Source organism: Rhodopseudomonas sp. B29 (assembly GCF_000333455.1).
Taxonomy (GTDB): domain Bacteria; phylum Pseudomonadota; class Alphaproteobacteria; order Rhizobiales; family Xanthobacteraceae; genus Rhodopseudomonas.
Map to the genome: position 1 here is coordinate 1 of NZ_BADD01000498.1, position 20623 is coordinate 20623.

A 20623-nucleotide genomic window follows, 5' to 3' on the forward strand; every position below is an offset into this window, starting at 1 on the left:
GCGGCGATCAGCGCGCCGACGAGCGGCAGGATACGATAGCCTGGATCATGCGCGCGCCTTCAGCCTTCGGACGATGCCGTCAATCCGCACTCGATTGCCGATCATGCCCTAGCCCTTCATCAGATTGATATCTTGGACCGCGATGGTGCCGCGGTTACGGAAGAACACCACCAGCACCGCGAGGCCGATGGCGGCCTCGGCAGCGGCCACGGTGAGCACCAAGAGCGCGAACACCTGGCCGACGATGTCGTTGAGATAGACCGAGAACGCCACCAGGTTGATGTTGACGGCGAGCAGCATGAGCTCGATCGACATCAGGATGATGATGACGTTCTTGCGGTTGAGGAAGATGCCGAGCGTGCCGAGCGTGAACAGCACCGCCGCGACCGACAGGAAGTGACCGAGACCGATATCGTTCATCGCACCCACTCCGCCGCGTCGTTGTCCGACAGTCCCTGACCCGGCTTGACCTGCCGGATCGCCATCGCAGTCTCCGGCGAACGAGCGTTCTGCACCGGAATGCTCTGCCGCCTGACGCGCTGCTTGTGGCGCAGCGTCAGCACGATGGCACCGACCATCGCCACCAGCAGCACCATGCCGGAGATCTGGAAGTAGTGGATGTAGCGCGTGTACAGCACGAGGCCGAGCGCCTCGGTGTTGCTGACGCCCGCCGGGATCGGCGCCGTCACCGCCTTTGTGATGGTCGGGCTGATCACCCAGCCGCCGGCCAGCAGCAGCAATTCGGCTAGGAAGATCGCGCCGATCAGGAGGCCGAACGGCAGATATTCGAGGAAGCCTTCGCGCAGCTGGTTGTAGTCGACATCCAGCATCATGATCACGAACAGGAACAGCACCGCGACGGCGCCGACATAGACGACGATCAGGATCATCGCCAGGAATTCGGCACCGATCAGCACGAACAGCCCGGCGGCGTTGACGAACACCAGGATCAGGAACAGCGCCGAGTGCACCGGGTTGCGCGCCACCACCACCATGACGGCGGCGGCGATCGCGGTGAGCGCGTAGAGATAGAAGAACAGGACGGGCATGGACATGGCGTCAGCTCACCGGTACGGCGCGTCGAGTTCGATGGCCTTGGCGATCTCGCGTTCCCAGCGGTCGCCATTGGCCAGCAATCGGGCCTTGTCGTAGTACAGTTCCTCGCGCGTCTCGGTCGCGAACTCGAAATTCGGTCCCTCGACGATGGCGTCGACCGGGCAGGCTTCCTGGCAGAAGCCGCAATAAATGCACTTCACCATGTCGATGTCGTAGCGCACCGTGCGGCGGGTGCCGTCGTTGCGGCGCGGGCCGGCCTCGATGGTGATGGCCTGCGCCGGGCAGATCGCCTCGCACAGCTTGCAGGCGATGCAACGCTCCTCGCCGTTGGGATAGCGGCGCAGCGCATGCTCGCCGCGGAAGCGCGGCGAGATCGGGTTCTTCTCGAACGGATAGTTGATCGTCGGCTTCGGCTTGAAGAAGTAACGCATGGCGAGAAAGAACGCCGATACGAATTCGGTCAGAAGCAGCGATCGCGCGGTTGCGGTGACGTTCATCAAAGCCTCATTTCGGTGCCAGGCCCGCGAACTGCAGGACGCCGGCGACGATCACCACCATCGCCAGCGAGAGCGGCAGAAACACTTTCCAACCCAGACGCATGAGCTGGTCGTAGCGGTAGCGCGGCACGATCGCCTTCGCCATCGCGAACAGGAAGAACATGAACAGGACTTTGAGCGCGAACCAGACGATGCCCGGCACCCAGGTGAAGGGCGCGAACGGGATCGGCGACAGCCAGCCGCCGAGGAACAGGATCGTGCCCATCGCGCACATCGTGACGATGGCGACGTATTCGCCGAGCATGAACAGCAGGTACGGCGTCGACGAGTATTCGACCATGAAGCCGGCGACCAGTTCCGACTCCGCTTCGACGAGATCGAACGGCGGGCGGTTGGTCTCGGCCAGCGCCGACACGTAGAACACCACGAACATCGGGAACAGCGGCAGCCAGTACCAGCCCAGCAAGCCCCACTTCGAGTTCTGCGCCTCGACCACCGCGGTCAGGTTCAGCGAGCCTACGCACAGCAGCACGCAGATCACCACGAAGCCGATCGAGACTTCGTAGGACACCATCTGGGCCGCCGAGCGCAGCGCGGCGAGGAACGGGTACTTCGAGTTCGACGACCAGCCGGCCATGATGATGCCGTAGACCGACAGCGACGACACCGCGAGGATGAACAGCACGCCGACATTGATGTCCGCGATCACCCAGCCGGCGCTCACCGGAATGACGGCCCAAGCCGACAGCGCGAGCACGCAGGTGACCAGCGGCGCCAGCAGGAACAGGCCCTTGTTGGCGCCCGACGGGATCGTCGGCTCCTTCAGCACGAACTTGATCAAGTCGGCGAAGGATTGCAGCAGGCCCCACGGGCCGACCACGTTCGGACCGCGACGGATCTGCACCGCAGCCCAGATCTTGCGGTCGGCGAGCAGGATGTAGGCGATCGAGATCAGCAGCAGCACGAGCAGCAAGACGCTCTGCCCGATCACGATCAGCAGCGGCCAGATATTGTTTGCGAAGAATTCAGCCATCGGTCCCGCTTACTCCGCCGCCGTCAGCATCTCGCCCGATGCGAGACGCGAGCACTCCGCCATGACGGCGGACGCGCGTGCGATCGGGTTGGTCATGTAGAAATCGTTGATCGCCGTCCGGAACGGCGTCTTCTCGACGCTGCCGCCGGCTCCTCCGAGCGCGCGGATCGCCGCGACATCGCCGGCCTCGATCTGGCCGATCCGCATCAGATGCGGCGCGGCGGCGAACATCGCCTTACGCAAGGCCGCCAGCGAGTCATAGGGCAGCGTCTGACCGACCGCGGCCGACAGCGCGCGGATGATCGCCCAGTCCTCGCGCGCTTCGCCCGGCGGGAACGACGCCCGCTCGGCGATCTGCGCCCGGCCCTCGGTGTTGACGTAAGTGCCCGACTTCTCGGTGTAGGCCGCGCCCGGCAGGATGACGTCGGCGCGGTGTGCGCCGCGATCGCCATGGGTGCCGATGTAGACGACGAAGCCGCTGTCCGGCAGCTTCACCTCGTCGGCGCCGAGCGCGAAGATCACGTCGAGCGCACCCGCGGTCAGCATCTGGGTCTCGGTCAGGCTCTTGCCGTCCGGCGCAAAGCCGATATCGAGCGCACCGACGGCCGAGGCCGACGGGTGCAGCACGGCGAAGCCGTTCCAGTCGTCAGCCAGCGCGCCGAAATCGGCGGCGAGCTTGGCGGCCTGCGCCAGCAGCGCCGCGCCGTCGCGGCGCGACGTGGCGCCGGCGCCGATAAGCACGATCGGCCGCTTGGCGTTCTTCAGCGTCTCGGCGAAGGAGTGCTTGCCGGCGGCGAGGTCGGCCAGCGTCTCGACACCCGCGCCCAGATACTCGACCGGATAGGTCAGGTCGGCGCGCTCGCCGATCAGGCCGATGGCGAGGCCACCGGCGCGCCAACGCTTGCGGATGCGGGCGTTGAGGATCGCCGCTTCCTTGCGCGGATTGGAGCCGATGATCAGCAACGCGTCGGCCTGCTCGATGCCCGCGATGGTCGGGTTGAAGATGTAGGACGCCCTGCCCGCCTTGGCGTCGAACGCCGCGACGTTCTGGGTCGCGAGGTTGCTCGAGCCGAGCTTGGCGAGCAGCTGCTTCAGCGCGAACATCTCTTCGACCGCGGCGAGATCGCCGGCGATCGCGCCGATCTTGTTGCCGGCCACGCCCTTCAGCTTGGCGGCGATGGTGGCGAACGCTTCCTGCCAGGAGGCCGGACGCAGCTTGCCGTTCTCGCGAACGTAGGGCCGATCGAGCCGCTGGGTGCGCAGGCCGTCGACGACGTGGCGAGTCTTGTCGGAGATCCACTCCTCGTTGATCGCCTCATTGACGCGCGGCAGGATACGCATGACTTCACGGCCGCGCGTATCGACGCGGATCGCCGAGCCGACGCCGTCCATGACGTCGATCGACTGCGTCTTGCCGAGCTCCCACGGCCGCGCCGCGAAGGCGTAAGGCTTCGAGGTCAGCGCGCCGACCGGGCAGATATCGACGAGGTTGCCCTGCAACTCGGAGCTGAGCGCGCTCTCGAGATAGGTGGTGATTTCCATGTCCTCGCCGCGGCCGATCGCGCCCATCTCGGGCACGCCGCAGACTTCCGCCGCGAAACGCACGCAGCGGGTGCACTGGATGCAGCGGTTCATCGAGGTCTTGACCAGCGCGCCGAGATACTTGTCCTCGACCGCGCGCTTGTTCTCGGCGAAGCGGCTCGAGTCGACACCGTAGCCCATCGCCTGGTCCTGCAGGTCGCACTCGCCGCCCTGATCGCAGATCGGGCAGTCGAGCGGATGGTTGATCAGCAGGAACTCCATCACGCCCTCGCGGGCCTTCTTCACCATCGGAGTCTTGGTGTTGATCTCCGGCGGCTCGCCGTTGGGGCCGGGGCGGCAATCGCGCACGCCCCAGGCGCAGCTCGCCACCGGCTTCGGCGTGCCCTTGAGTTCGACAAGACACATGCGGCAGTTGCCGGCGATCGACAGCCGCTCGTGGTAGCAGAATCGCGGAATCTCCGCGCCGGCAGCCTCGCAGGCCTGCAGCAGCGTGTACTCCGGCGGGACCTCGACTTCCTTGCCGTCGACGATCAGTTTCATCATGGCGTGTCGATCACTTTCGAAAAACGGTAGCTCGTAAACAAGTCACGTGACGGCCCTACTCCGCCGCCTGCATGTGCGCGGGGTCGAGCACGCCCTGGTCGTCGAGCGTGGCCTTGCGCGAGAAGTCGTCGATGCGGCGCTCGATCTCCGGACGGAAAGCGCGGATCAGGCCCTGGATCGGCCACGCCGCGGCGTCGCCGAGCGCGCAAATGGTGTGGCCTTCGACCTGCTTGGTGACTTCGAGCAGCATGTCGATCTCGCGCTTGTGGGCGCGGCCGTGGACCATGCGCTCCAGCACCCGCCACATCCAGCCGGTGCCCTCGCGGCACGGCGTGCACTGGCCGCAGCTCTCGTGCTTGAAGAAGTAGCTGATACGGGCGATCGCGGCGACGACGTCGGTGGACTTGTCCATGACGATGACGCCGGCGGTGCCGAACGACGACTTCACCGCGCGAGTGCCGTCGAAGTCCATGATCAGGTCCTGGCAGTCGGCAGCCGGGATCAGCGGGCACGACGCGCCGCCGGGAATGATCGCCAAGAGATTGTCCCAGCCGCCGCGGATGCCGCCGGCGTGCTTCTCGATCAGCTCACGGAACGGAATGCCCATCGCGTCTTCGACGACGGTCGGCGCGTTGACGTGGCCGGAGATGCCGTAAAGCTTGGTACCGACATTGTTCGGCCGACCGATGCCGGAGAACCAGGCGGCGCCGCGGCGCAGGATGTCCGGGGCGACCGCGATCGACTCGACGTTGTTGACGGTGGTCGGGCAGCCGAACAGGCCGACGTTCGCCGGAAACGGCGGCTTCAGCCGCGGCTGGCCCTTCTTGCCCTCGAGGCTCTCGAGCAGCGCGGTCTCTTCACCGCAGATATACGCGCCGGCGCCGTGCGCGACGTAGAGGTCGAACGGATAGCCGTGGACGTTGTCCTTGCCGATCAGCTTGGCCTCATAGGCCTGGTCGATCGCCGCCTGCAGATGTTCGCGCTCGCGGATGAACTCACCGCGGACATAGATGTAGCCGGTGTGGGCGCCCATGGCGCAGCCGGCGATCAGGCAGCCTTCGACCAGCGTGTGCGGGTCGTGGCGCATGATCTCGCGGTCCTTGCAGGTGCCCGGCTCGGACTCGTCCGCGTTGACGACGAGGTAGCTCGGCCGGCCGTCGGCGTTTTCCTTCGGCATGAAGGACCACTTCAGGCCGGTCGGGAAGCCGGCGCCGCCGCGGCCGCGCAGGCCCGACGCCTTCATCTCGTTGATGATCCAGTCGCGACCCTTGTCGATGATCGCCTTGGTGCCTTCCCATTGGCCGCGACGGCGCGCGCCCTTGAGGCCCCAATCGTCGAGGCCGTACAGGTTCCGGAAGATGCGGTCCTTGTCGTCGAGCATGGCTTGCGACGTTCCCTGTCAGCGATTGGATTGGGCGTAAGCCAGCCCCGCGGCGCAGCCACCCAAGGTGAGCGCCCACAGCAGGCTGGATTCGAGTGTCGCACTGAGCGCGTAGCGCTGCAGCAGAAAAATGAACAGCGCGGCGGCGGCGNCGTGCAAGGCGATGTAGAGCGGCTTCGGCATGACGCTGTCGCTCCTCATGACGCCGCGTGCTGGTGCTACTCCGGTCATCGCGGCGGGTTCTTTTCAGTGGCGTCCGCGGCGGGCGCCTTGGGCGCTGGCCGTTCCTGGACGTTAGCAGCCTCGGTCGGTTTCTTGGATTCGGCGTCGGTCAGCGCCGGGCCGTCGTTCTCCGAAGAGGCAACGTTGATACCACCAGTCTTGAGCGTCGTCGGACCGGTAATCGGCGCCGCGTATTGACGGCCGTTCTGCGGACCGGGCTTCGGCGGATTGCCGCTGGCGAAACCGTCCAGCACCTTGTTCAGCAGATCCGGGTTCAGATCCTCGTAAGTATCCTTCCAGATCTGGACCATCGGTGCGTTGACGCACGCACCGGCGCACTCGACCTCTTCCCATGAAAAATCGCCGTCGGCCGACAGATGGAATGGGTCGTGGTGGATGCGGTTCTTGCAGACCTCGATCAGTTCGCCGGCGCCGCGCAGCATGCAGGGCGTGGTGCCGCAGACCTGGACGTGGGCCTTCTTGCCGACCGGGTTGAGCTGGAACATCGTATAGAAGGTCGCGACTTCCAGCGCACGGATGTACGGCATCTCGAGCATGTCGGCGATGGCGCGGATCGCGGCTTCCGGCAGCCAGCCGCCGCTCTGCTCCTGCGCCCGCCACATGATGGCGATCACGGCGGAGAACTGCCGGCCGGGCGGATACTTGGCGATTTCGCGCTGGGCGAATTCGATGTTCTCCGGCGTGAAGGCGAAGCCGGCAGGCTGCAGCTCTTTGGGGGCGAGACGACGAACGGACATGATCAGTTTCTCATCGAGCGCTGCTGTGCGCCCGCATTCAGGTTTTCGATCCGCGCCTGCCAGAACGCGCTGGCGGTGCCGACGACGTTGTAGCCGACGTTCGAGGCGACCTTGATCCGATCGAGGATCGCAAGATCGACCACGGCTTCGTACTTGCCGCTCTGCGGGTCGTACACGGCCAGTTTGAGTGGTGTGTGTTCGAGGATGAAGCGCGACACGGTGTGATCGCGGTCGCTGCCATGCTCCTCGCAAAGGATCGCGGTGTCGCCTTGCAGCAGCCGCTCGCCGCCGCGGATGGCTTCGATCTCGACACCTTCGACATCGAGTTTGACGACGTATTTGCCGCCCGGGACGAGATGGCCGTCGTCGAGCAGATCGTCGAGCCGCAGCACCGGCACTTCTTCGCCGGGCGCATCGGCGTCGCCGACGATGCTGAACGCCTCGTGCTTGGTGCCGGAGAGCCGCGCGGTGCCGCGCTTGGCACCGACCGCGCAGCGCATCACTTCGAAGCGGCCGCCGTTGACCCGCGCGTTATTGGCGAGCCGGGCGAAATTCTGCGACGACGGCTCGATAGCGATGACCGGATGCGAACCGAATGGCTTGCTCGACACCAGCACCGACCAATAGCCGTAGTTCGCGCCGCAATCGACCAGCGTGTAGTCGACGTCGGCGGCGCCGCGGAAAAGCAGGTCGAGCTCGATCTCGTAGTCGTAGTCGCGCTGCAGCAGCTTGCTCCAATAGCCGTCGCCATAGGGAAACACGAAGGTGGCGTCGGCATTGAGCTTGATGGCGATGTCGCGCGTCGGCAGCGCCTTGCGCAGCACGTTGGCAGCGAAATTGTAGCCGCGATACGAAAAGGTCGACGACACCTTGGCGCCCATCACCAGCGCGAGCGCAGCCATGCGCTCGAGAGCGCTGGCGCCCTCGAGAGCGCCGGTGGCGCGATCGAACTGGATGGGCTCGGGTGCGATCACCGATCGACCTCTCCGAACACGATGTCGAGCGAACCGAGGATCGCCGAGACGTCGGCGAGCAGATGGCCGCGGCTCATGTAGTCCATCGCCTGCAGATGGGCAAAGCCCGGCGCGCGGATCTTGCACTTGTACGGCTTGTTGGTGCCGTCGGAGACCAGATACACGCCGAACTCCCCCTTCGGCGCCTCGACCGCGGCATAGACTTCGCCGGCCGGCACGTGAAAGCCTTCGGTGTAGAGCTTGAAGTGATGGATCAGCGCTTCCATCGAGCGCTTCATCTCGCCGCGGCGCGGCGGGAAGATCTTGTGATCCTCGACAGCGACCGGTCCCTGCCCGGCCGGCTCGCGCAGCTTGGCGATGCACTGCTTCATGATCTTCACCGCCTGCCGCATCTCTTCCATGCGGATGCAGTAACGGTCGTAGCAGTCGCCGTTCTTGCCGATCGGAATGTCGAAATCCATCTCGGCGTAGCATTCGTAAGGCTGCGCCTTGCGCAAATCCCAGGCCGCGCCCGAGCCGCGCACCATCACGCCGGAGAAGCCCCACTTCCAGGCGTCTTCCAGCGAGATCACGCCGATATCGACGTTGCGCTGCTTGAAGATGCGGTTGCCGGTGAGCAGGCGGTCGAGGTCGTCGATGGTCTGCGGGAACGCGTCACACCAGGCGTCGATATCGTCGACCAGCTTGGTCGGCAGGTCCTGATGGACGCCGCCAACGCGGAAATACGCGGCGTGCATCCGGCTGCCGGACGCGCGCTCGTAGAACAGCATCAGCTTCTCGCGCTCTTCGAAGCCCCACAGCGGCGGGGTCAGCGCGCCGACGTCCATCGCCTGCGTGGTGACGTTGAGCAGATGCGACAGGATGCGGCCGATCTCGGCGTAGAGCACGCGGATCAGCTGAGCACGGCGAGGCACTTCGATGCCGAGCAGCTTCTCGACCGCGAGGCAGAACGCGTGCTCCTGGTTCATCGGCGCGACATAATCGAGCCGGTCGAAATACGGGATCGCCTGCAGATAGGTCTTCTGCTCGATCAGCTTCTCGGTGCCGCGATGCAGCAGGCCGATATGCGGATCGACCCGCTCGACGACTTCGCCGTCGAGCTCCAACACCAGCCGCAGCACGCCGTGCGCAGCCGGATGCTGCGGGCCGAAGTTGATCGTGAAATTGCGGACTGCGGGCTCTGCCTCAGCCATCAGTGACCTGCCTTGTTGCTGGCCTTCTCGTCACCCGGAAGGATCGGATAATCCGCCCCTTCCCACGGCGACAGGAAATCGAATTTGCGGAATTCCTGGTTGAGCCGAACCGGCTCGTAGACCACGCGTTTCTGGTCGTCGTCGTAGCGAACCTCGACGAAGCCGGTCAGCGGGAAATCCTTGCGCAGCGGATGGCCGTCAAAGCCATAGTCGGTCAGGAGCCGGCGCATGTCGGGGTGGCCGGTGATGATGATGCCGTAGAGGTCGTAGGCCTCGCGCTCGAACCAGTCGGCGCCGGGGAACACCTCGATGATCGACGGCACCAGCGTGGTTTCGCCGGCCTGCGCCTTGACGCGGATGCGCTCGTTCAGCGTCGGCGACATCAAATGATAGACGACGTCGAAACGCGGCACGCGGCCGGGATAGTCGACCGCTGTCATGTCGATGAAGCTGACGAAGCGGAAGCGCGGATCGTCGCGCAGCACCCGCGCGACGTCCACCAGCTTGTCGGCCTGGACATGGAGGGTGAGTTGGCTGAACGCCACCTCATAGCCGGTCGCGGCGCCTTGTAGCGCGCCAACGATCGTCTGACCCAGGGTGTCGAGCCCGTTGTCGTCCATGACCAGCCTTCTCTCAGCGTTTCTTTATGTCAGCGTCGGGCCCGCGTCGCATCAGCGTTCGATAGTGCCGGTGCGGCGGATCTTCTTCTGGAGGAGCATCACGCCGTAGAGCAGCGCTTCGGCGGTGGGCGGACAGCCCGGGACGTAAATGTCGATCGGCACGATACGGTCGCAGCCACGTACCACCGAATAGGAATAGTGGTAGTAGCCGCCGCCGTTGGCGCAGGACCCCATCGAGATGACGTAGCGGGGCTCCGGCATCTGGTCGTAGACCTTGCGCAGCGCCGGAGCCATCTTGTTGGTCAGCGTGCCGGCGACGATCATCACGTCGGACTGGCGCGGCGACGCGCGCGGCGCGAAACCGAAGCGCTCGGCGTCGAAGCGCGGCATCGACAGCTGCATCATCTCGACCGCGCAGCAGGCAAGGCCGAACGTCATCCACATCAGCGAGCCGGTGCGCGCCCAGGTGATCAGATCATCGGCCGCTGCGACGAAGAAGCCTTTGTCGGCCAGCTCGGCGTTGACGTTGAGAAAATACGGATCGTCGGCCCCGACCGGCTTGCCGGTGTTGGGATCAATGATGCCGCTCGGCTGGCGCGCGATCAGCGGCTGCGCCACAGCGGTCTGCTGCATCGAGGTCGAACGCGGACTCAGTCCCATTCCAGCGCGCCCTTCTTCCACTCATAGGCGAAGCCGACCGTCAGCACGCCGAGAAACACCATCATCGACCAGAAGCCGGTTGCACCGAGCTTTCCAAAGGCCACCGCCCAAGGAAACAGGAACGCCACTTCAAGATCGAAGATAATGAACAGGATGGCGACCAAGTAAAACCGGACGTCGAACTTCATGCGGGCATCGCCGAAAGCATTGAACCCGCATTCATAAGCCGAGAGTTTTTCCGGGTCGGGCTGTTGATAAGCCACCGCGAAAGGCGCCACCAGCAGCACAAAACTCAACCCGGCCGCCACGATAATGAAGACCACGATGGGAAGATAGTTCGGCAGAATGCCGCTCATTATCGATCCTTACCTGCGGTTTTTGCACCGCCGCAGACTCGTTCTCATTTGAATTGTTCTACCGCTTAGCGCAGTGCAACAGGGGGCGCAAGACAAGCTGTGTTGACACCTAGGCAGGTGAATCCCGAACACACTTTACCGTTGCAGCCGCTCCGAAGTCGCCCGCTCAGCGTAAACCATTCTGCAACCATAAGCAGCAGACGAAACCATTTTCCGCTGCCCGCGAAACTTTCCTGAAACAGACGCCGGGCAAGGTCTGCCAATCAACGCGGCTTGAGGACGCGAGGAGGCGGCAGATGAACCATTCGATCCACTCGGCTGATCGCGCAACCCATCTGAAGATCGTGGTGGTGGCACTGGTGGCTGGCATCTGCATCACCAGCCTCGGCATCTTTGCCCGCGCCGGCGCCGACTACAGCCAGCAGGCCCAGTCGGTTCCCGTGATCAAGGCGACGAAGCAAATCACGGTGACGAGCTCGGACACCTCAATGGTGAGATAACCGTGCGAGCTTCGCCAAGAAGGTCTCTCACAGACGTTTGACCAGCGGAAACCAGCAATGCGGCGAGCCGCCCTTTCGGGCGGCTTTTTTGTTGCGCGGTGAGATCGCTTGCAGATCGCAGCGAGTACCCAGGCCGCCTGGCCCGGCTCGGCTCAGGCCATGTTGTGCAGTCCGGCGTCGATATAGATGGTGTCGCCGGTCATTCCCGAGGCACCCGGCCCGACCAGGAACGCCACGACACGGCCGATCTCGGCGATGTCCACCAGCCGATGCCCGGGGCTGCGCGCCACCGCGGCTTCGACCAACTCGTCGAAATGCGCGATGCCGCTGGCGGCGCGGGTCTTCAGCGGTCCCGGCGACACCGCATAGACCCGAATCTTCTTGTCGCCGAGTTCCGCCGCGAGGTAGCGCACCGCAGCCTGCAGCGACGCCTTGGCGAGGCCCATGACGTTGTAGTTACTGACCACCTTGTCGGCGCCGTAATAGCTCATCGTCAGCAGCGTCCCACCCTCGGTCATCAGCGGTTCGGCCAGCCGGGCCATCTCCAAGAACGAATAGACCGACACCCGCATCGCCTGTTCGAAGCCGGCTTGCGAGCAGTCGATCACCCGGCCGTGCAGATCGTCGCGCGGCGCGAAGGCGATCGAATGCACCAGGAAATCGAGCCGCCCCCACTCCTGACGGATACGCTCGAACACCGCGTCCAGTTCACCGGGCGTCTCGACGTTGAGCGGCATCAGCAGGCTGGCGCCGATCTGCTCGGCGAGCGGCGCGACGAAATCCCGGGTGCGATCGTTCAGATAGGTGAGCGCCACCTCGGCGCCGAAGCCGCGCAGCTTGGCGGCGCAACCGAATGCGATCGAATGCTCGTTGGCGACGCCGACGATCAGTCCGCGTTTGCCGGCCAGCATGTCGCCGACTCGAGAATTTGGATCCCACACGGTGGGAAGCGGATCGGGCGAGCCGGGATGATCGAGCATGTCAGCAACTCCTCGGAGGCGGCGGGCGGCACACTGCAGTTCAGGCCATCATCCGGCAATGCGTTGGATCAAAGTCGATGGAACCTCTCGCGGCCAACTAACTGTTCCAGCCAAATCCTATCGTCGTCCGCCGCATTATCGTGGGCCTCGCAATTCATCCAACAATTAGTTCCGACGAACAGAGAGACGAACGCGCGGCATCGAAGATGCTCCGGCAATCGCGCGGCCGCATGCGCTAAGTATATTTTGTCGCAGTTGTCATTCAGCCGTTAACTCCCGCGACCATGATCGCTCGGCGATTAGTCGAGGGGCGCGACATGACGGATATGACGATCAACCAGACCTTGGGCGACAGCGGACCCGTTCAGCCGGCCGGTCGACCGAACCTGGACAAGGGTTTTAACCCGCTGACCATGATCCTGTTTTTCGGGATTCTGGCGGCCGGCATCCTGTACGTCACCTACAGCATCTACATCGATGTCGAGGCCACCGGCACCCGCGTCACCACCTATCTGCCGTATATCCTGCTGCTGATCGCGCTGCTGATTGCGCTCGGCTTCGAATTCGTCAACGGCTTCCACGACACCGCCAACGCGGTGGCGACCGTGATCTACACCCACTCGTTGCAACCCGAGATCGCCGTGGTGTGGTCCGGCTTCTTCAACTTCCTCGGCGTCCTGACATCGACCGGCGCGGTGGCGTTCGGCATCGTCTCGCTGCTCCCGGTCGAACTGATCCTGCAGGTCGGCAGCAGCGCCGGCTTCGCCATGGTGTTCGCGCTGCTGATTGCCGCCATCATGTGGAATCTCGGCACCTGGTATTTCGGCCTCCCCGCCTCCTCTTCGCACACGCTGATCGGCTCGATCATCGGCGTCGGCGTCGCCAATGCGATGATGCGCGGCCGCGACGGAACGTCGGGCGTGGACTGGGGTAAGGCCACCGAGATCGGCTACGCGCTGCTGCTATCGCCGCTGGTCGGGTTCGTCTGTGCGGCGATCCTGCTGCTGCTGCTGAAGTTCGTCGTGCGCAATCCCAAGCTCTACACCGCGCCGGAAGGCGACGCCGCGCCGCCGTGGTGGATCCGCGGACTCTTGATCCTGACCTGCACCGGCGTCAGCTTCGCTCACGGCTCCAATGACGGCCAGAAGGGCATGGGCCTGATCATGCTGATCCTGATCGGCACGGTGCCGACCGCCTACGCGCTCAACCGTGCGCTGCCGGACTCCCAGGTCGCCCGGTTCGAGCAGACCTCCACCGCCGCTTCCGCGTTGATCTCCGCCAAGGGCTTCGGCCACGGCATCATCGGCGATCCGCGTCCGGTCGTGACGCAGTATGTCGCCGCCCACCAGATCAGCGAAGGCACCTACCCCGCTCTCGCCGTTCTGGTGAAGGACATCGGCGACCAGGTGCAACGCTACGGTTCGCTCAGCAAGGTGCCCGCCGACGCCGTCGGCAACACCCGCAACGACATGTATCTCGCCTCCGAGGCGATCCGCTTCCTGATGAAGGACAAAGAGAACGACCTCGGCAAAGACGAAGTCGCCACGCTGAACGCCTACAAAGGCTCGCTCGATCAGGCCACCAAGTTCATCCCGACCTGGGTGAAGATCGCGGTGGCGATCGCGCTCGGGCTCGGCACCATGATCGGCTGGAAGCGCATCGTCATCACCGTCGGCGAGAAGATCGGTAAGTCGCATCTCACCTACGCGCAGGGCGCCTCGGCCGAGCTGGTCGCCGCCGCCACCATCGGCGCGGCCGACATGTTCGGCCTGCCGGTGTCGACCACGCACGTACTGTCGAGCGGCGTCGCCGGCACCATGGCGGCGAACGGCTCGGGCCTGCAGATGGCGACGATCCGCAATCTGGTGCTGGCCTGGGTACTGACGCTGCCGGCCGCGATCGCGCTGTCGGCGACGCTGTATGTGATCTTCTCGCGCGTGCTGTGATCGCGCGGGTCGAGACAGCGTGACACGCGACAATGGGAGCGACGGTGATGACCGCTGACGCTCCCGCCCCGTCGGCCGCAGCTACCGGGGCGCCTGCAGCCGGGTCGTCCATTCCCGGACTGGTGTGGGCGTTCCGGTTCGCCGCCGACGGCTCCTCGGAGCCGCTCGAACTGCACGAGCCGCAGGCGCACGACCGCGGCGGCTGGACCTGGCTGCATTTCAATTTGGCCGATTCCCGCGCGCTGCAATGGCTCGCGGCGGCCGACCTGCCGGCGCAGGCGCGCACGCTGCTGTTGTCGAAGGACAGTTATCAGCAGATCCACAGCTCCGGCGAATGCATCTACGGCGTGATCGCCGACCTGCTCCGCGACATCGCCGACATCACCGAGGACACCGGCTATCTGCGCTTCGTCATGACCGAGCGGATGCTGATCAGCGGCCGGCACAAGGCGCTATGTTCGGTCGAGGCGGCGCGGCGCGCGCTCGAGGGCGGAGCCCGCATCGACAGCGCGGCCATGCTGTTCGAGACCATCGTCGACAGTGTCGCCGACGCGATGGAGCGCATCGTCGATGGCATCGAGCACGACCTCGATCACGTCGAAGAGAAAGTGCTGTCGGAAGACGCCGACGATGTCCGCGGCTCGCTCGGCCGGCTGCGCCGGACCTGCGTGCGGCTGCACCGGCATCTGTCGGGCCTGCGCATCGTGCTGCACCGTTTCGACCGCAACACCCCGGTCGATCTCAAGCCTGCGCTGCGACTGCGCGCCGGCAAGCTGGCGCAGCGGCTCGACGGCCTCGATCACTCGGTCATCGAAATGCGCGAGCGCAGCCGGCTGTTGCAGGAAGAGCTGCATCTGAAGATCGAAGAACAGACCAACGACAGCCTGCGGGTGCTCTCGGTACTGACCGCGCTGCTGCTGCCGCCGACGCTGGTGACCGGCCTGTTCGGCATGAACACCAAGGGCCTGCCGTTCACCGAGACGGAAACCGGCTTCCTGTGGGCCGCCGGCCTGATGGTGCTGTCATCGTTCGCGGCGTTCCTGCTGATGAAACGGATCGGCCTGGTCAGATAAGCGGGTGCTGCGTGAGCCGGGTTCAGTCGCCAGCGCTTCGGCTCGCCGCAACGTGGGGCGCCCTGCTGCTCGCGTTCGTCGTCGCACCAACGTCGCTGCACGCCGAGGATCGCGGCGCGGCCAACGCGGCGCCGGCCAAGGATATCCGTCAGACGCTCGCTGAATGGGGCATCCAGTTCAACCTCACTTATATCGGCGAGGTGCTCGGCAACGTTTCCCGCGGGGTCCGCACCGGCACGATCTACACCGGCCGTGTCGATCTCGGCACCACTGTCGATCTCGGCAAGCTGGCCGGCTGGAACGGCGCCACCTTCCACGCCAATTTCTTCCAGATCCACGGCGACGGCCTGTCGCGCAGTTACGTCGGCAATCTGATGCTGGTCAGCGGCGTCGAGGCGCTGTCGGCGACGCGGCTTTATGAATTGTGGATCGAGCAGGCGCTGTTCGACGGCAAACTCTTGATCCGCGTCGGCCAGCAGCCCTCGGATGCCGAATTCATCGACAGCAAATACGACGACATCTTCGTCAATTCGGCGCTGGGCTGGCCCGGCATCACCGGGGTTGTGCTGCCGAGCGGCGGCCCGTCGCCGCCGCTGGCAGTGCCCGGCGTACGGCTCAAGGCGCAGATCAGCAACTCCGTCACCGCCTATCTGGCGGTGTTCGACGGCGCCGCCGCGCCGCCCGGTCCCGGCGATCCGCAGATCAAGAATGCCAATGGCCTGGCATTCCGGGTCAGCGATCCGCCCTGGTTGATCGGTCAGCTGCGCTACGGCTACGGGCTCGGCGCCGACGCCATGCCGGGCACAGTCGCGCTCGGCGGCTGGTATCATCTCGGCGACTTCACCTCGCTCGACCGCGGTGCCGACGGTCTCGCTCTGGCCGATCCGCTGAGTTCCGGCGAGGCTGCACGGCTGCGCCGCAACCAGGGCATCTTCGCCGTGTTCGAGCAATTGCTGTGGCGGAGCCCGCTCGCTTCGGCCAAAGGCGTCGGCCTGTTCCTGCGCTCTTCGATCAGTCCATCGGACCGCAATCTGATCAGCTTCTATCTCGACGGCGGCGTCCAGGTCAGCGGTTTCAGCGCCAGCCGGCCCGACGACAAGTTCGGCGTCGCGGCGACCTTTGCGAAAATCTCCGAAGGCGCCAAGCGGTACGACCGCGACGTCCAATTGTTCACCGGCATTGCCACGCCGATCCGCGACTTCGAGGCGGTGATCGAGGTCAATTACTGGGCCCAGCTCACGCCGAACTTCGCGGTCCAGCCAGTATTCGAATATGTGATGCATCCCGGCGGCGGCACGCTCGATCCGCGCGATGCGACCGCGACCCACCGCATTCGCGACGCCGTGGTGTTCGGCGTTCGCACCACGACGACGTTCTGAGGTCCCCTCGCGACGTCGCGGTGGAACGCTGACGGCCTCTGCCCATTGCACCGGTCAGCCGCTCTGCATCATGCTCGGCGCGTTCACGACAGGTTGGAGCCGATGACCGATCCGTCCCCGCCCACCAAAACCTCAAACGCCGCCGGCCGCTGGGCATTGATCGCCGCGCTGGTCCTGCTGCTGCTGCCGGCCGGCTACTTCGCCTATCAGGGCCTGACCGTCGGCGACGTCGACATGCCGGCGACCGGATACCTGGCGATGGGGCTCGGCATCGTGTTCTCGCTGGCGATCGGCATCGGCCTCATGGCCCTGGTGTTCTACTCGAGCCGCAAAGGCTACGACGAGCGCGCCACCTGGACCGACGGCCGCGACAGCCACGATCCGATCGAGTGAAGCGACGGATTTGCGCGTCGGCATAAGCCGAAGTGCGGGAGATCCACGTTCTCGTCCGACGCCGCTTGACTTGGCGCGGCGGCACCTTTAAGTCCGGCCACCTGCGGGACACGCACCCGCGCGGGAGTAGCTCAGTTGGTTAGAGCGCCGGCCTGTCACGCCGGAGGTCGCGGGTTCGAGCCCCGTCTCTCGCGCCAGTTTATGGCGCAGCCTCAACGGCTTACATTTTCCCCACACTGCAATTCAACTTTTACAGACGCGCGTTCCGATTGTTTGGCTTGGCGGCTGCAGACCCGGGACCGGCGCTTTAGCCATCAGACGCAATTGCGCCCGCTACCCCGCCGGGGTATCGTGCTGTCCTGAGTTGAGATGCCTCAAGGCGAAGACAGCGACCTGCCATCAGGTTCGTAGCGTCGAGGCCTTTGATAAAGGACTGCGGACCGCACGATGCGGCTGTTGACGATCATGGTGAGCTTGTGGGTCGTCGCTGCGCTGGCGATGCTGCCGCTTGCCAGCCCCGCGGTCGCCTCGTTCATCCCGACAGCTCAGGGCGCCGAGCAGCCCGTGGCGACGGCTCACTACGGCCACGTGGTGATGGACCACGCCACCGAAGCGGCGATGGATGAGTCCTGTCACCACGCCGTCGATTCGGCGCAGGCTCCTGCCTCAGACCATCAGATGCCGGCCCACGACAGCAAATGCCCGCTCGGCAACTGCTGCATCGGCGTCTCGATCGCCGGTCCACCGAGCGTCGGCGTCGCATCGCGTTCGCTCGTCTTCTCCGAAGGCCGCTTCCCGGCGCGGATCGATCGATTCGTGCCGGACCACGCCGGCGCGCCGCCGTTCCGGCCTCCACGCGCCTGATCTCTCCGCTTTGACCGCACGGCTTCGCCCGTGCCCCAGCGATGCCGCGCGCTTCCTGCCGCGGCACGAGATCAGACAGCTTTGGAGACAATCATGCTTGCAAAATTCAGCACCGCCGCGGCTTGTGCCGTCGCTCTTTCAATCGCGGCGACCACCGCTCACGCCGGCGCGGCCGACTATGCGTTCGAGCCCGTCAAGGCCGAGATGAAAAAGGGCGACGACGTCGTCGTCGCGATCCGCCTCACCAACAAGACCACCGGCAAGCCGGTGACCGACGCCGTCATTTTCAAGACGCGCGTCGACATGGCGCCGGACAACATGGCTGACATGGAATCGCCGGTGACTGCGGTGCAGGCGCCGGAGCCCGGCGTCTATGCCTTCAAGACCGATCTGCCGATGGCGGGCCGCTATCAGGTCACGCTGTCCGCCAAGATCCAGGGCGAGACTGAGACTGTCACCGGCAAGGTGATCGTCAAGGCGGTCAAGTAGGCGCACGCGGCGCCGCAGGGCTGCGGCGCCGCTCCCTCTCCCTTTCATCTTCAGCAAGCGCCTGTCACGGCGCCCGATGGTGCACGTCATGTTTTCGCTGCGCTCACTCCGCCTGCTCGCCTTGGCCGGCCTTTGCTTTGCGTCGTTCGCTTTCCCGGCTACGGCCGAACAACCGAAACCGCTGTACTATCGCGATCCCTCCGGCGCGCCGAACTGGTCGGCGGTGCCGAAGAAAACCGTCGACGGGCGCGATTACTTGCCGGTGTACGACGACGCTGCCGTTCCAGCGCCGCCCAAGAAGGCCGCGCCTGATCCGTCACGCAAGATTTTGTACTACCGCAATCCGATGGGGTTGCCCGACACCTCGCCGGTTCCGAAGAAGGACTCGATGGGGATGGACTACGTCCCGGTCTACGCCGACGAGCAGTCGGACGACGGCACGGTCAAGCTGTCACCGGGGAAGATCCAGCGCAGCGGCGTCGTCTCGGAACCGGTGATGCGCCAGCCCCTGCATGTGCGCATCAAGGCGCCCGGCGTCATCCAGCTCGACGAGCGCCGCGTCTCGGTGATCGCGATGCGCAGCGAGAGCTTCGTCGAGAAGGTCGCCGACGTCACCACCGGCAGCATCGTCAAGGCGGGTCAGCCGCTGATGCAGATCTACAGTTCGGCGATCGCCGCCGCGTCCGCCGAATATCTCTCGACCATCAATTCCAAGACCACCAGCGGCGTCGAGGCGTTCGGCCGCGGCTCGCGGCAGCGGCTGGTCAATCTCGACGTGCCCGACCAAGTCATCGCCGACATGGATCGCACCCGCACGACCCCGGTGAGCGTGCAATGGACCGCGCCGCGCGACGGCGTCGTCTTGGAGCGCAATGCCATCGAGGGTATGCGCGCCAATGTCGGCGACGTCCTGTTCCGGATCGCCGATATTTCGCTGGTGTGGGCGCTGGTCGAGCTTCCCGAGCGCGACCTCGGGCGCATCGCGCAAGGCCAGAAGGTCACGATCCGCGCCCGCGCCTTCCCGGGCCGCAACTTCGTCGGCACGATTGCGGTGATCTATCCGCAGCTCAACCGCGACACGCGCACAACGCGTGTGCGTATCGAACTCGCCAATCCGGACATGAAGCTGCTGCCCGACATGTATGTCGATGCTGACATCGACGTGGGCGGTGACGGGCCGGTGCTGACAGTTCCGGAGTCTGCCGTGCTCGATAATGGCGAGCACAAGCTCGTGTTGCTCGACAAAGGCGACGGCCGCTTCGCGCCCCGCGACGTCGATGTCGGCCAGCGCGGCGACGGCCGCGTCGAAATCACCAACGGGCTCACGGAGGGCGACAAGGTCGTCACCTCGGCCAACTTCCTGATCGACGCCGAAAGCAATCTGCGCGCGGCGCTGAAAGGCTTCGCCGCAGCATCGTCGCCGGCCGCGCAGCCCGAGTCCACGACGCAGGACCACACCGCGATGGGAGACCACCAATGATCGCCCGCCTCATCGCCTGGTCGGCGCGCAACCTGTTGCTGGTGTTGTTCGGCACCGGTTTCGCCGCCGCAGCCGGGCTCTACGCTTTGCTGCACCTGCCGCTCGACGCCATCCCGGATCTGTCCGACACCCAGGTCGTCGTCTACACCGAATATCCCGGCCAGGCGCCGCAGGTGATCGAGGATCAGGTCACCTATCCGCTCACAACCGCGATGCTCACCGTGCCCAAGTCGAAAGTCGTGCGCGGCTTCTCGTTCTTCGGCGTGTCGTTCGTCTATGTGATCTTCGAGGACGGCACCGACATCTATTGGGCGCGCTCGCGCGTGCTCGAATTCCTCAACGGCGCGGCGTCCCGGCTGCCGGCCGGCGTCGCGCCGACGATCGGCCCCGACGCCACCGGCGTCGGCTGGGTGTATCAATACGCCGTTGTCTCGAAGCAGCTCAATCTCGCCGATACCCGCACCATCCAGGATTGGAATCTGCGCTTCGCGCTGGCCAAGGCCGAAGGCGTCGCCGAGGTCGCCAGCATCGGCGGCTTCGTCAAGCAGTACAACGTCGTGCTCGATCCGTTGCGGATGCGCGACCGCGGCATCACGCTGGCGAAGATCCGCGACGCCATCCGTGCTTCGAATGCCGACGTCGGCGGCCGCACCGTCGAACTCTCCGAGTTCGAATAGTCTCCGC

The 20623-nt window shown here is 65.1% G+C and carries 22 protein-coding genes, 1 tRNA gene and 1 pseudogene; 10 read left to right on the forward strand and 14 right to left on the reverse strand.

The features are described from left to right. Positions 1-108 precede the first annotated feature (108 nt). From nuoK to I5M_RS17650, 13 genes are all read right to left on the reverse strand, one after another. On the reverse strand, positions 109-420 hold the full coding sequence (nuoK, locus tag I5M_RS17590) for an NADH-quinone oxidoreductase subunit NuoK (RefSeq protein ID WP_022722597.1): 312 nt from the start codon (positions 418-420) through the stop codon (positions 109-111). Continuing rightward, entirely contained in the window at positions 417-1055 is a 639-nt protein-coding gene (locus I5M_RS17595) for an NADH-quinone oxidoreductase subunit J (protein ID WP_022722598.1), read from the reverse strand. Before I5M_RS17595 ends, nuoK begins: the two co-directional genes overlap by 4 nt. 9 nt (positions 1056-1064) lie before the next feature. Further along, positions 1065-1553 (reverse strand): NADH-quinone oxidoreductase subunit NuoI, encoded by a 489-nt coding sequence (gene nuoI, locus I5M_RS17600; RefSeq protein WP_022722599.1) that lies wholly within the window; start codon positions 1551-1553, stop codon positions 1065-1067. 7 nt (positions 1554-1560) lie between these two features. After that, the gene (gene nuoH, locus I5M_RS17605; RefSeq protein WP_022722600.1) at positions 1561-2586 is read right to left on the reverse strand and encodes an NADH-quinone oxidoreductase subunit NuoH; all 1026 of its coding nucleotides are present in this window, start codon (positions 2584-2586) and stop codon (positions 1561-1563) included. A gap of 9 nt (positions 2587-2595) precedes the next feature. Next, entirely contained in the window at positions 2596-4671 is a 2076-nt protein-coding gene (nuoG, locus tag I5M_RS17610; protein WP_022722601.1) for an NADH-quinone oxidoreductase subunit NuoG, read from the reverse strand. Positions 4672-4726: 55 nt separating this feature from the next. Then, positions 4727-6052 carry an NADH-quinone oxidoreductase subunit NuoF gene (gene nuoF / locus I5M_RS17615; protein WP_022722602.1) on the reverse strand — a complete coding sequence of 442 codons (1326 nt, stop codon included), beginning with the start codon at positions 6050-6052 and terminating at the stop codon, positions 4727-4729. Positions 6053-6070: 18 nt separating this feature from the next. Then, positions 6071-6253 carry a hypothetical protein gene (locus tag I5M_RS33165; RefSeq protein ID WP_031336849.1) on the reverse strand — a complete coding sequence of 61 codons (183 nt, stop codon included), beginning with the start codon at positions 6251-6253 and terminating at the stop codon, positions 6071-6073. A 26-nt stretch (positions 6254-6279) separates the two neighbouring features. Next, positions 6280-7032, reverse strand: coding sequence for an NADH-quinone oxidoreductase subunit NuoE (gene nuoE / locus I5M_RS17625; protein ID WP_022722604.1), 753 nt, complete (start codon positions 7030-7032; stop codon positions 6280-6282). A 2-nt stretch (positions 7033-7034) separates the two neighbouring features. Further along, a complete protein-coding gene (locus tag I5M_RS17630) occupies positions 7035-8006 on the reverse strand; it encodes an FkbM family methyltransferase (protein WP_022722605.1) in 972 nt (323 codons plus the stop codon). Continuing rightward, positions 8003-9199 carry an NADH-quinone oxidoreductase subunit D gene (locus tag I5M_RS17635; protein ID WP_022722606.1) on the reverse strand — a complete coding sequence of 399 codons (1197 nt, stop codon included), beginning with the start codon at positions 9197-9199 and terminating at the stop codon, positions 8003-8005. Before I5M_RS17635 ends, I5M_RS17630 begins: the two co-directional genes overlap by 4 nt. Next, a complete protein-coding gene (locus tag I5M_RS17640) occupies positions 9199-9819 on the reverse strand; it encodes an NADH-quinone oxidoreductase subunit C (protein ID WP_022722607.1) in 621 nt (206 codons plus the stop codon). Before I5M_RS17640 ends, I5M_RS17635 begins: the two co-directional genes overlap by 1 nt. A gap of 51 nt (positions 9820-9870) precedes the next feature. Continuing rightward, positions 9871-10479 carry an NADH-quinone oxidoreductase subunit B family protein gene (locus tag I5M_RS17645; RefSeq protein WP_022722608.1) on the reverse strand — a complete coding sequence of 203 codons (609 nt, stop codon included), beginning with the start codon at positions 10477-10479 and terminating at the stop codon, positions 9871-9873. After that, positions 10470-10835 (reverse strand): NADH-quinone oxidoreductase subunit A, encoded by a 366-nt coding sequence (locus I5M_RS17650; RefSeq protein WP_022722609.1) that lies wholly within the window; start codon positions 10833-10835, stop codon positions 10470-10472. Before I5M_RS17650 ends, I5M_RS17645 begins: the two co-directional genes overlap by 10 nt. Before the next feature lie 296 nt (positions 10836-11131). Here I5M_RS17650 and I5M_RS17655 point away from each other — a divergent pair, with 296 nt between their 5' ends. After that, entirely contained in the window at positions 11132-11335 is a 204-nt protein-coding gene (locus tag I5M_RS17655; protein WP_022722610.1) for a hypothetical protein, read from the forward strand. A 152-nt stretch (positions 11336-11487) separates the two neighbouring features. On the opposite strand, the gene fabI is transcribed toward I5M_RS17655, so the two are convergent. Beyond that, entirely contained in the window at positions 11488-12315 is an 828-nt protein-coding gene (gene fabI, locus I5M_RS17660) for an enoyl-ACP reductase FabI (protein WP_022722611.1), read from the reverse strand. A gap of 317 nt (positions 12316-12632) precedes the next feature. Here fabI and I5M_RS17665 point away from each other — a divergent pair, with 317 nt between their 5' ends. From I5M_RS17665 to I5M_RS17705, 9 genes and pseudogenes are all read left to right on the forward strand, one after another. Beyond that, positions 12633-14261, forward strand: a complete 1629-nt coding sequence (locus I5M_RS17665; RefSeq protein ID WP_022722612.1) for an inorganic phosphate transporter — start codon at positions 12633-12635, stop codon at positions 14259-14261. 47 nt (positions 14262-14308) lie between these two features. Beyond that, positions 14309-15334: a transporter gene (locus tag I5M_RS17670; RefSeq protein ID WP_031336854.1), complete on the forward strand. Its 1026-nt coding sequence runs from the start codon at positions 14309-14311 to the stop codon at positions 15332-15334. An 11-nt stretch (positions 15335-15345) separates the two neighbouring features. Continuing rightward, positions 15346-16713: a carbohydrate porin gene (locus I5M_RS17675; RefSeq protein WP_022722614.1), complete on the forward strand. Its 1368-nt coding sequence runs from the start codon at positions 15346-15348 to the stop codon at positions 16711-16713. Between the two features lie 102 nt (positions 16714-16815). Continuing rightward, positions 16816-17106, forward strand: a complete 291-nt coding sequence (locus I5M_RS17680) for a hypothetical protein (RefSeq protein WP_022722615.1) — start codon at positions 16816-16818, stop codon at positions 17104-17106. A gap of 120 nt (positions 17107-17226) precedes the next feature. Further along, positions 17227-17303, forward strand: a tRNA-Asp gene (locus I5M_RS17685). Between the two features lie 250 nt (positions 17304-17553). After that, a complete protein-coding gene (locus tag I5M_RS17690; protein ID WP_022722616.1) occupies positions 17554-17970 on the forward strand; it encodes a hypothetical protein in 417 nt (138 codons plus the stop codon). A gap of 93 nt (positions 17971-18063) precedes the next feature. Further along, positions 18064-18459 carry a FixH family protein gene (locus I5M_RS17695; RefSeq protein WP_022722617.1) on the forward strand — a complete coding sequence of 132 codons (396 nt, stop codon included), beginning with the start codon at positions 18064-18066 and terminating at the stop codon, positions 18457-18459. Between the two features lie 88 nt (positions 18460-18547). Then, complete coding sequence (locus I5M_RS17700) at positions 18548-19939, forward strand: efflux RND transporter periplasmic adaptor subunit (RefSeq protein ID WP_031336860.1); 1392 nt, start codon at positions 18548-18550, stop codon at positions 19937-19939. Continuing rightward, positions 19936-20613: pseudogene (locus tag I5M_RS17705) on the forward strand (efflux RND transporter permease subunit); the annotation flags it as partial. The gene I5M_RS17700 and the pseudogene I5M_RS17705, both read left to right, overlap by 4 nt. Between the last annotated feature and the right edge of the window lie 10 nt (positions 20614-20623).

Excerpts from the sequence above, each read along its gene's own strand:
- nuoG (WP_022722601.1), bottom strand. The coding sequence starts at position 4,671 with ATGATGAAACTGATCGTCGACGGCAAGGAAGTCGAGGTCCCGCCGGAG.
- I5M_RS17695 (WP_022722617.1), top strand. The coding sequence starts at position 18,064 with ATGCTTGCAAAATTCAGCACCGCCGCGGCTTGTGCCGTCGCTCTTTCA.
- fabI (WP_022722611.1), bottom strand. The coding sequence starts at position 12,315 with ATGCTCGATCATCCCGGCTCGCCCGATCCGCTTCCCACCGTGTGGGAT.
- I5M_RS17655 (WP_022722610.1), top strand. The coding sequence starts at position 11,132 with ATGAACCATTCGATCCACTCGGCTGATCGCGCAACCCATCTGAAGATC.
- I5M_RS17665 (WP_022722612.1), top strand. The coding sequence starts at position 12,633 with ATGACGGATATGACGATCAACCAGACCTTGGGCGACAGCGGACCCGTT.
- I5M_RS17640 (WP_022722607.1), bottom strand. The coding sequence starts at position 9,819 with ATGGACGACAACGGGCTCGACACCCTGGGTCAGACGATCGTTGGCGCG.
- I5M_RS17680 (WP_022722615.1), top strand. The coding sequence starts at position 16,816 with ATGACCGATCCGTCCCCGCCCACCAAAACCTCAAACGCCGCCGGCCGC.
- I5M_RS17645 (WP_022722608.1), bottom strand. The coding sequence starts at position 10,479 with ATGGGACTGAGTCCGCGTTCGACCTCGATGCAGCAGACCGCTGTGGCG.
- I5M_RS17690 (WP_022722616.1), top strand. The coding sequence starts at position 17,554 with ATGCGGCTGTTGACGATCATGGTGAGCTTGTGGGTCGTCGCTGCGCTG.
- I5M_RS17595 (WP_022722598.1), bottom strand. The coding sequence starts at position 1,055 with ATGTCCATGCCCGTCCTGTTCTTCTATCTCTACGCGCTCACCGCGATC.
- I5M_RS17635 (WP_022722606.1), bottom strand. The coding sequence starts at position 9,199 with ATGGCTGAGGCAGAGCCCGCAGTCCGCAATTTCACGATCAACTTCGGC.
- I5M_RS17650 (WP_022722609.1), bottom strand. The coding sequence starts at position 10,835 with ATGAGCGGCATTCTGCCGAACTATCTTCCCATCGTGGTCTTCATTATC.
- nuoI (WP_022722599.1), bottom strand. The coding sequence starts at position 1,553 with ATGAACGTCACCGCAACCGCGCGATCGCTGCTTCTGACCGAATTCGTA.
- nuoH (WP_022722600.1), bottom strand. The coding sequence starts at position 2,586 with ATGGCTGAATTCTTCGCAAACAATATCTGGCCGCTGCTGATCGTGATC.
- I5M_RS17700 (WP_031336860.1), top strand. The coding sequence starts at position 18,548 with ATGTTTTCGCTGCGCTCACTCCGCCTGCTCGCCTTGGCCGGCCTTTGC.
- I5M_RS17670 (WP_031336854.1), top strand. The coding sequence starts at position 14,309 with ATGACCGCTGACGCTCCCGCCCCGTCGGCCGCAGCTACCGGGGCGCCT.
- nuoF (WP_022722602.1), bottom strand. The coding sequence starts at position 6,052 with ATGCTCGACGACAAGGACCGCATCTTCCGGAACCTGTACGGCCTCGAC.
- nuoE (WP_022722604.1), bottom strand. The coding sequence starts at position 7,032 with ATGTCCGTTCGTCGTCTCGCCCCCAAAGAGCTGCAGCCTGCCGGCTTC.
- nuoK (WP_022722597.1), bottom strand. The coding sequence starts at position 420 with ATGAACGATATCGGTCTCGGTCACTTCCTGTCGGTCGCGGCGGTGCTG.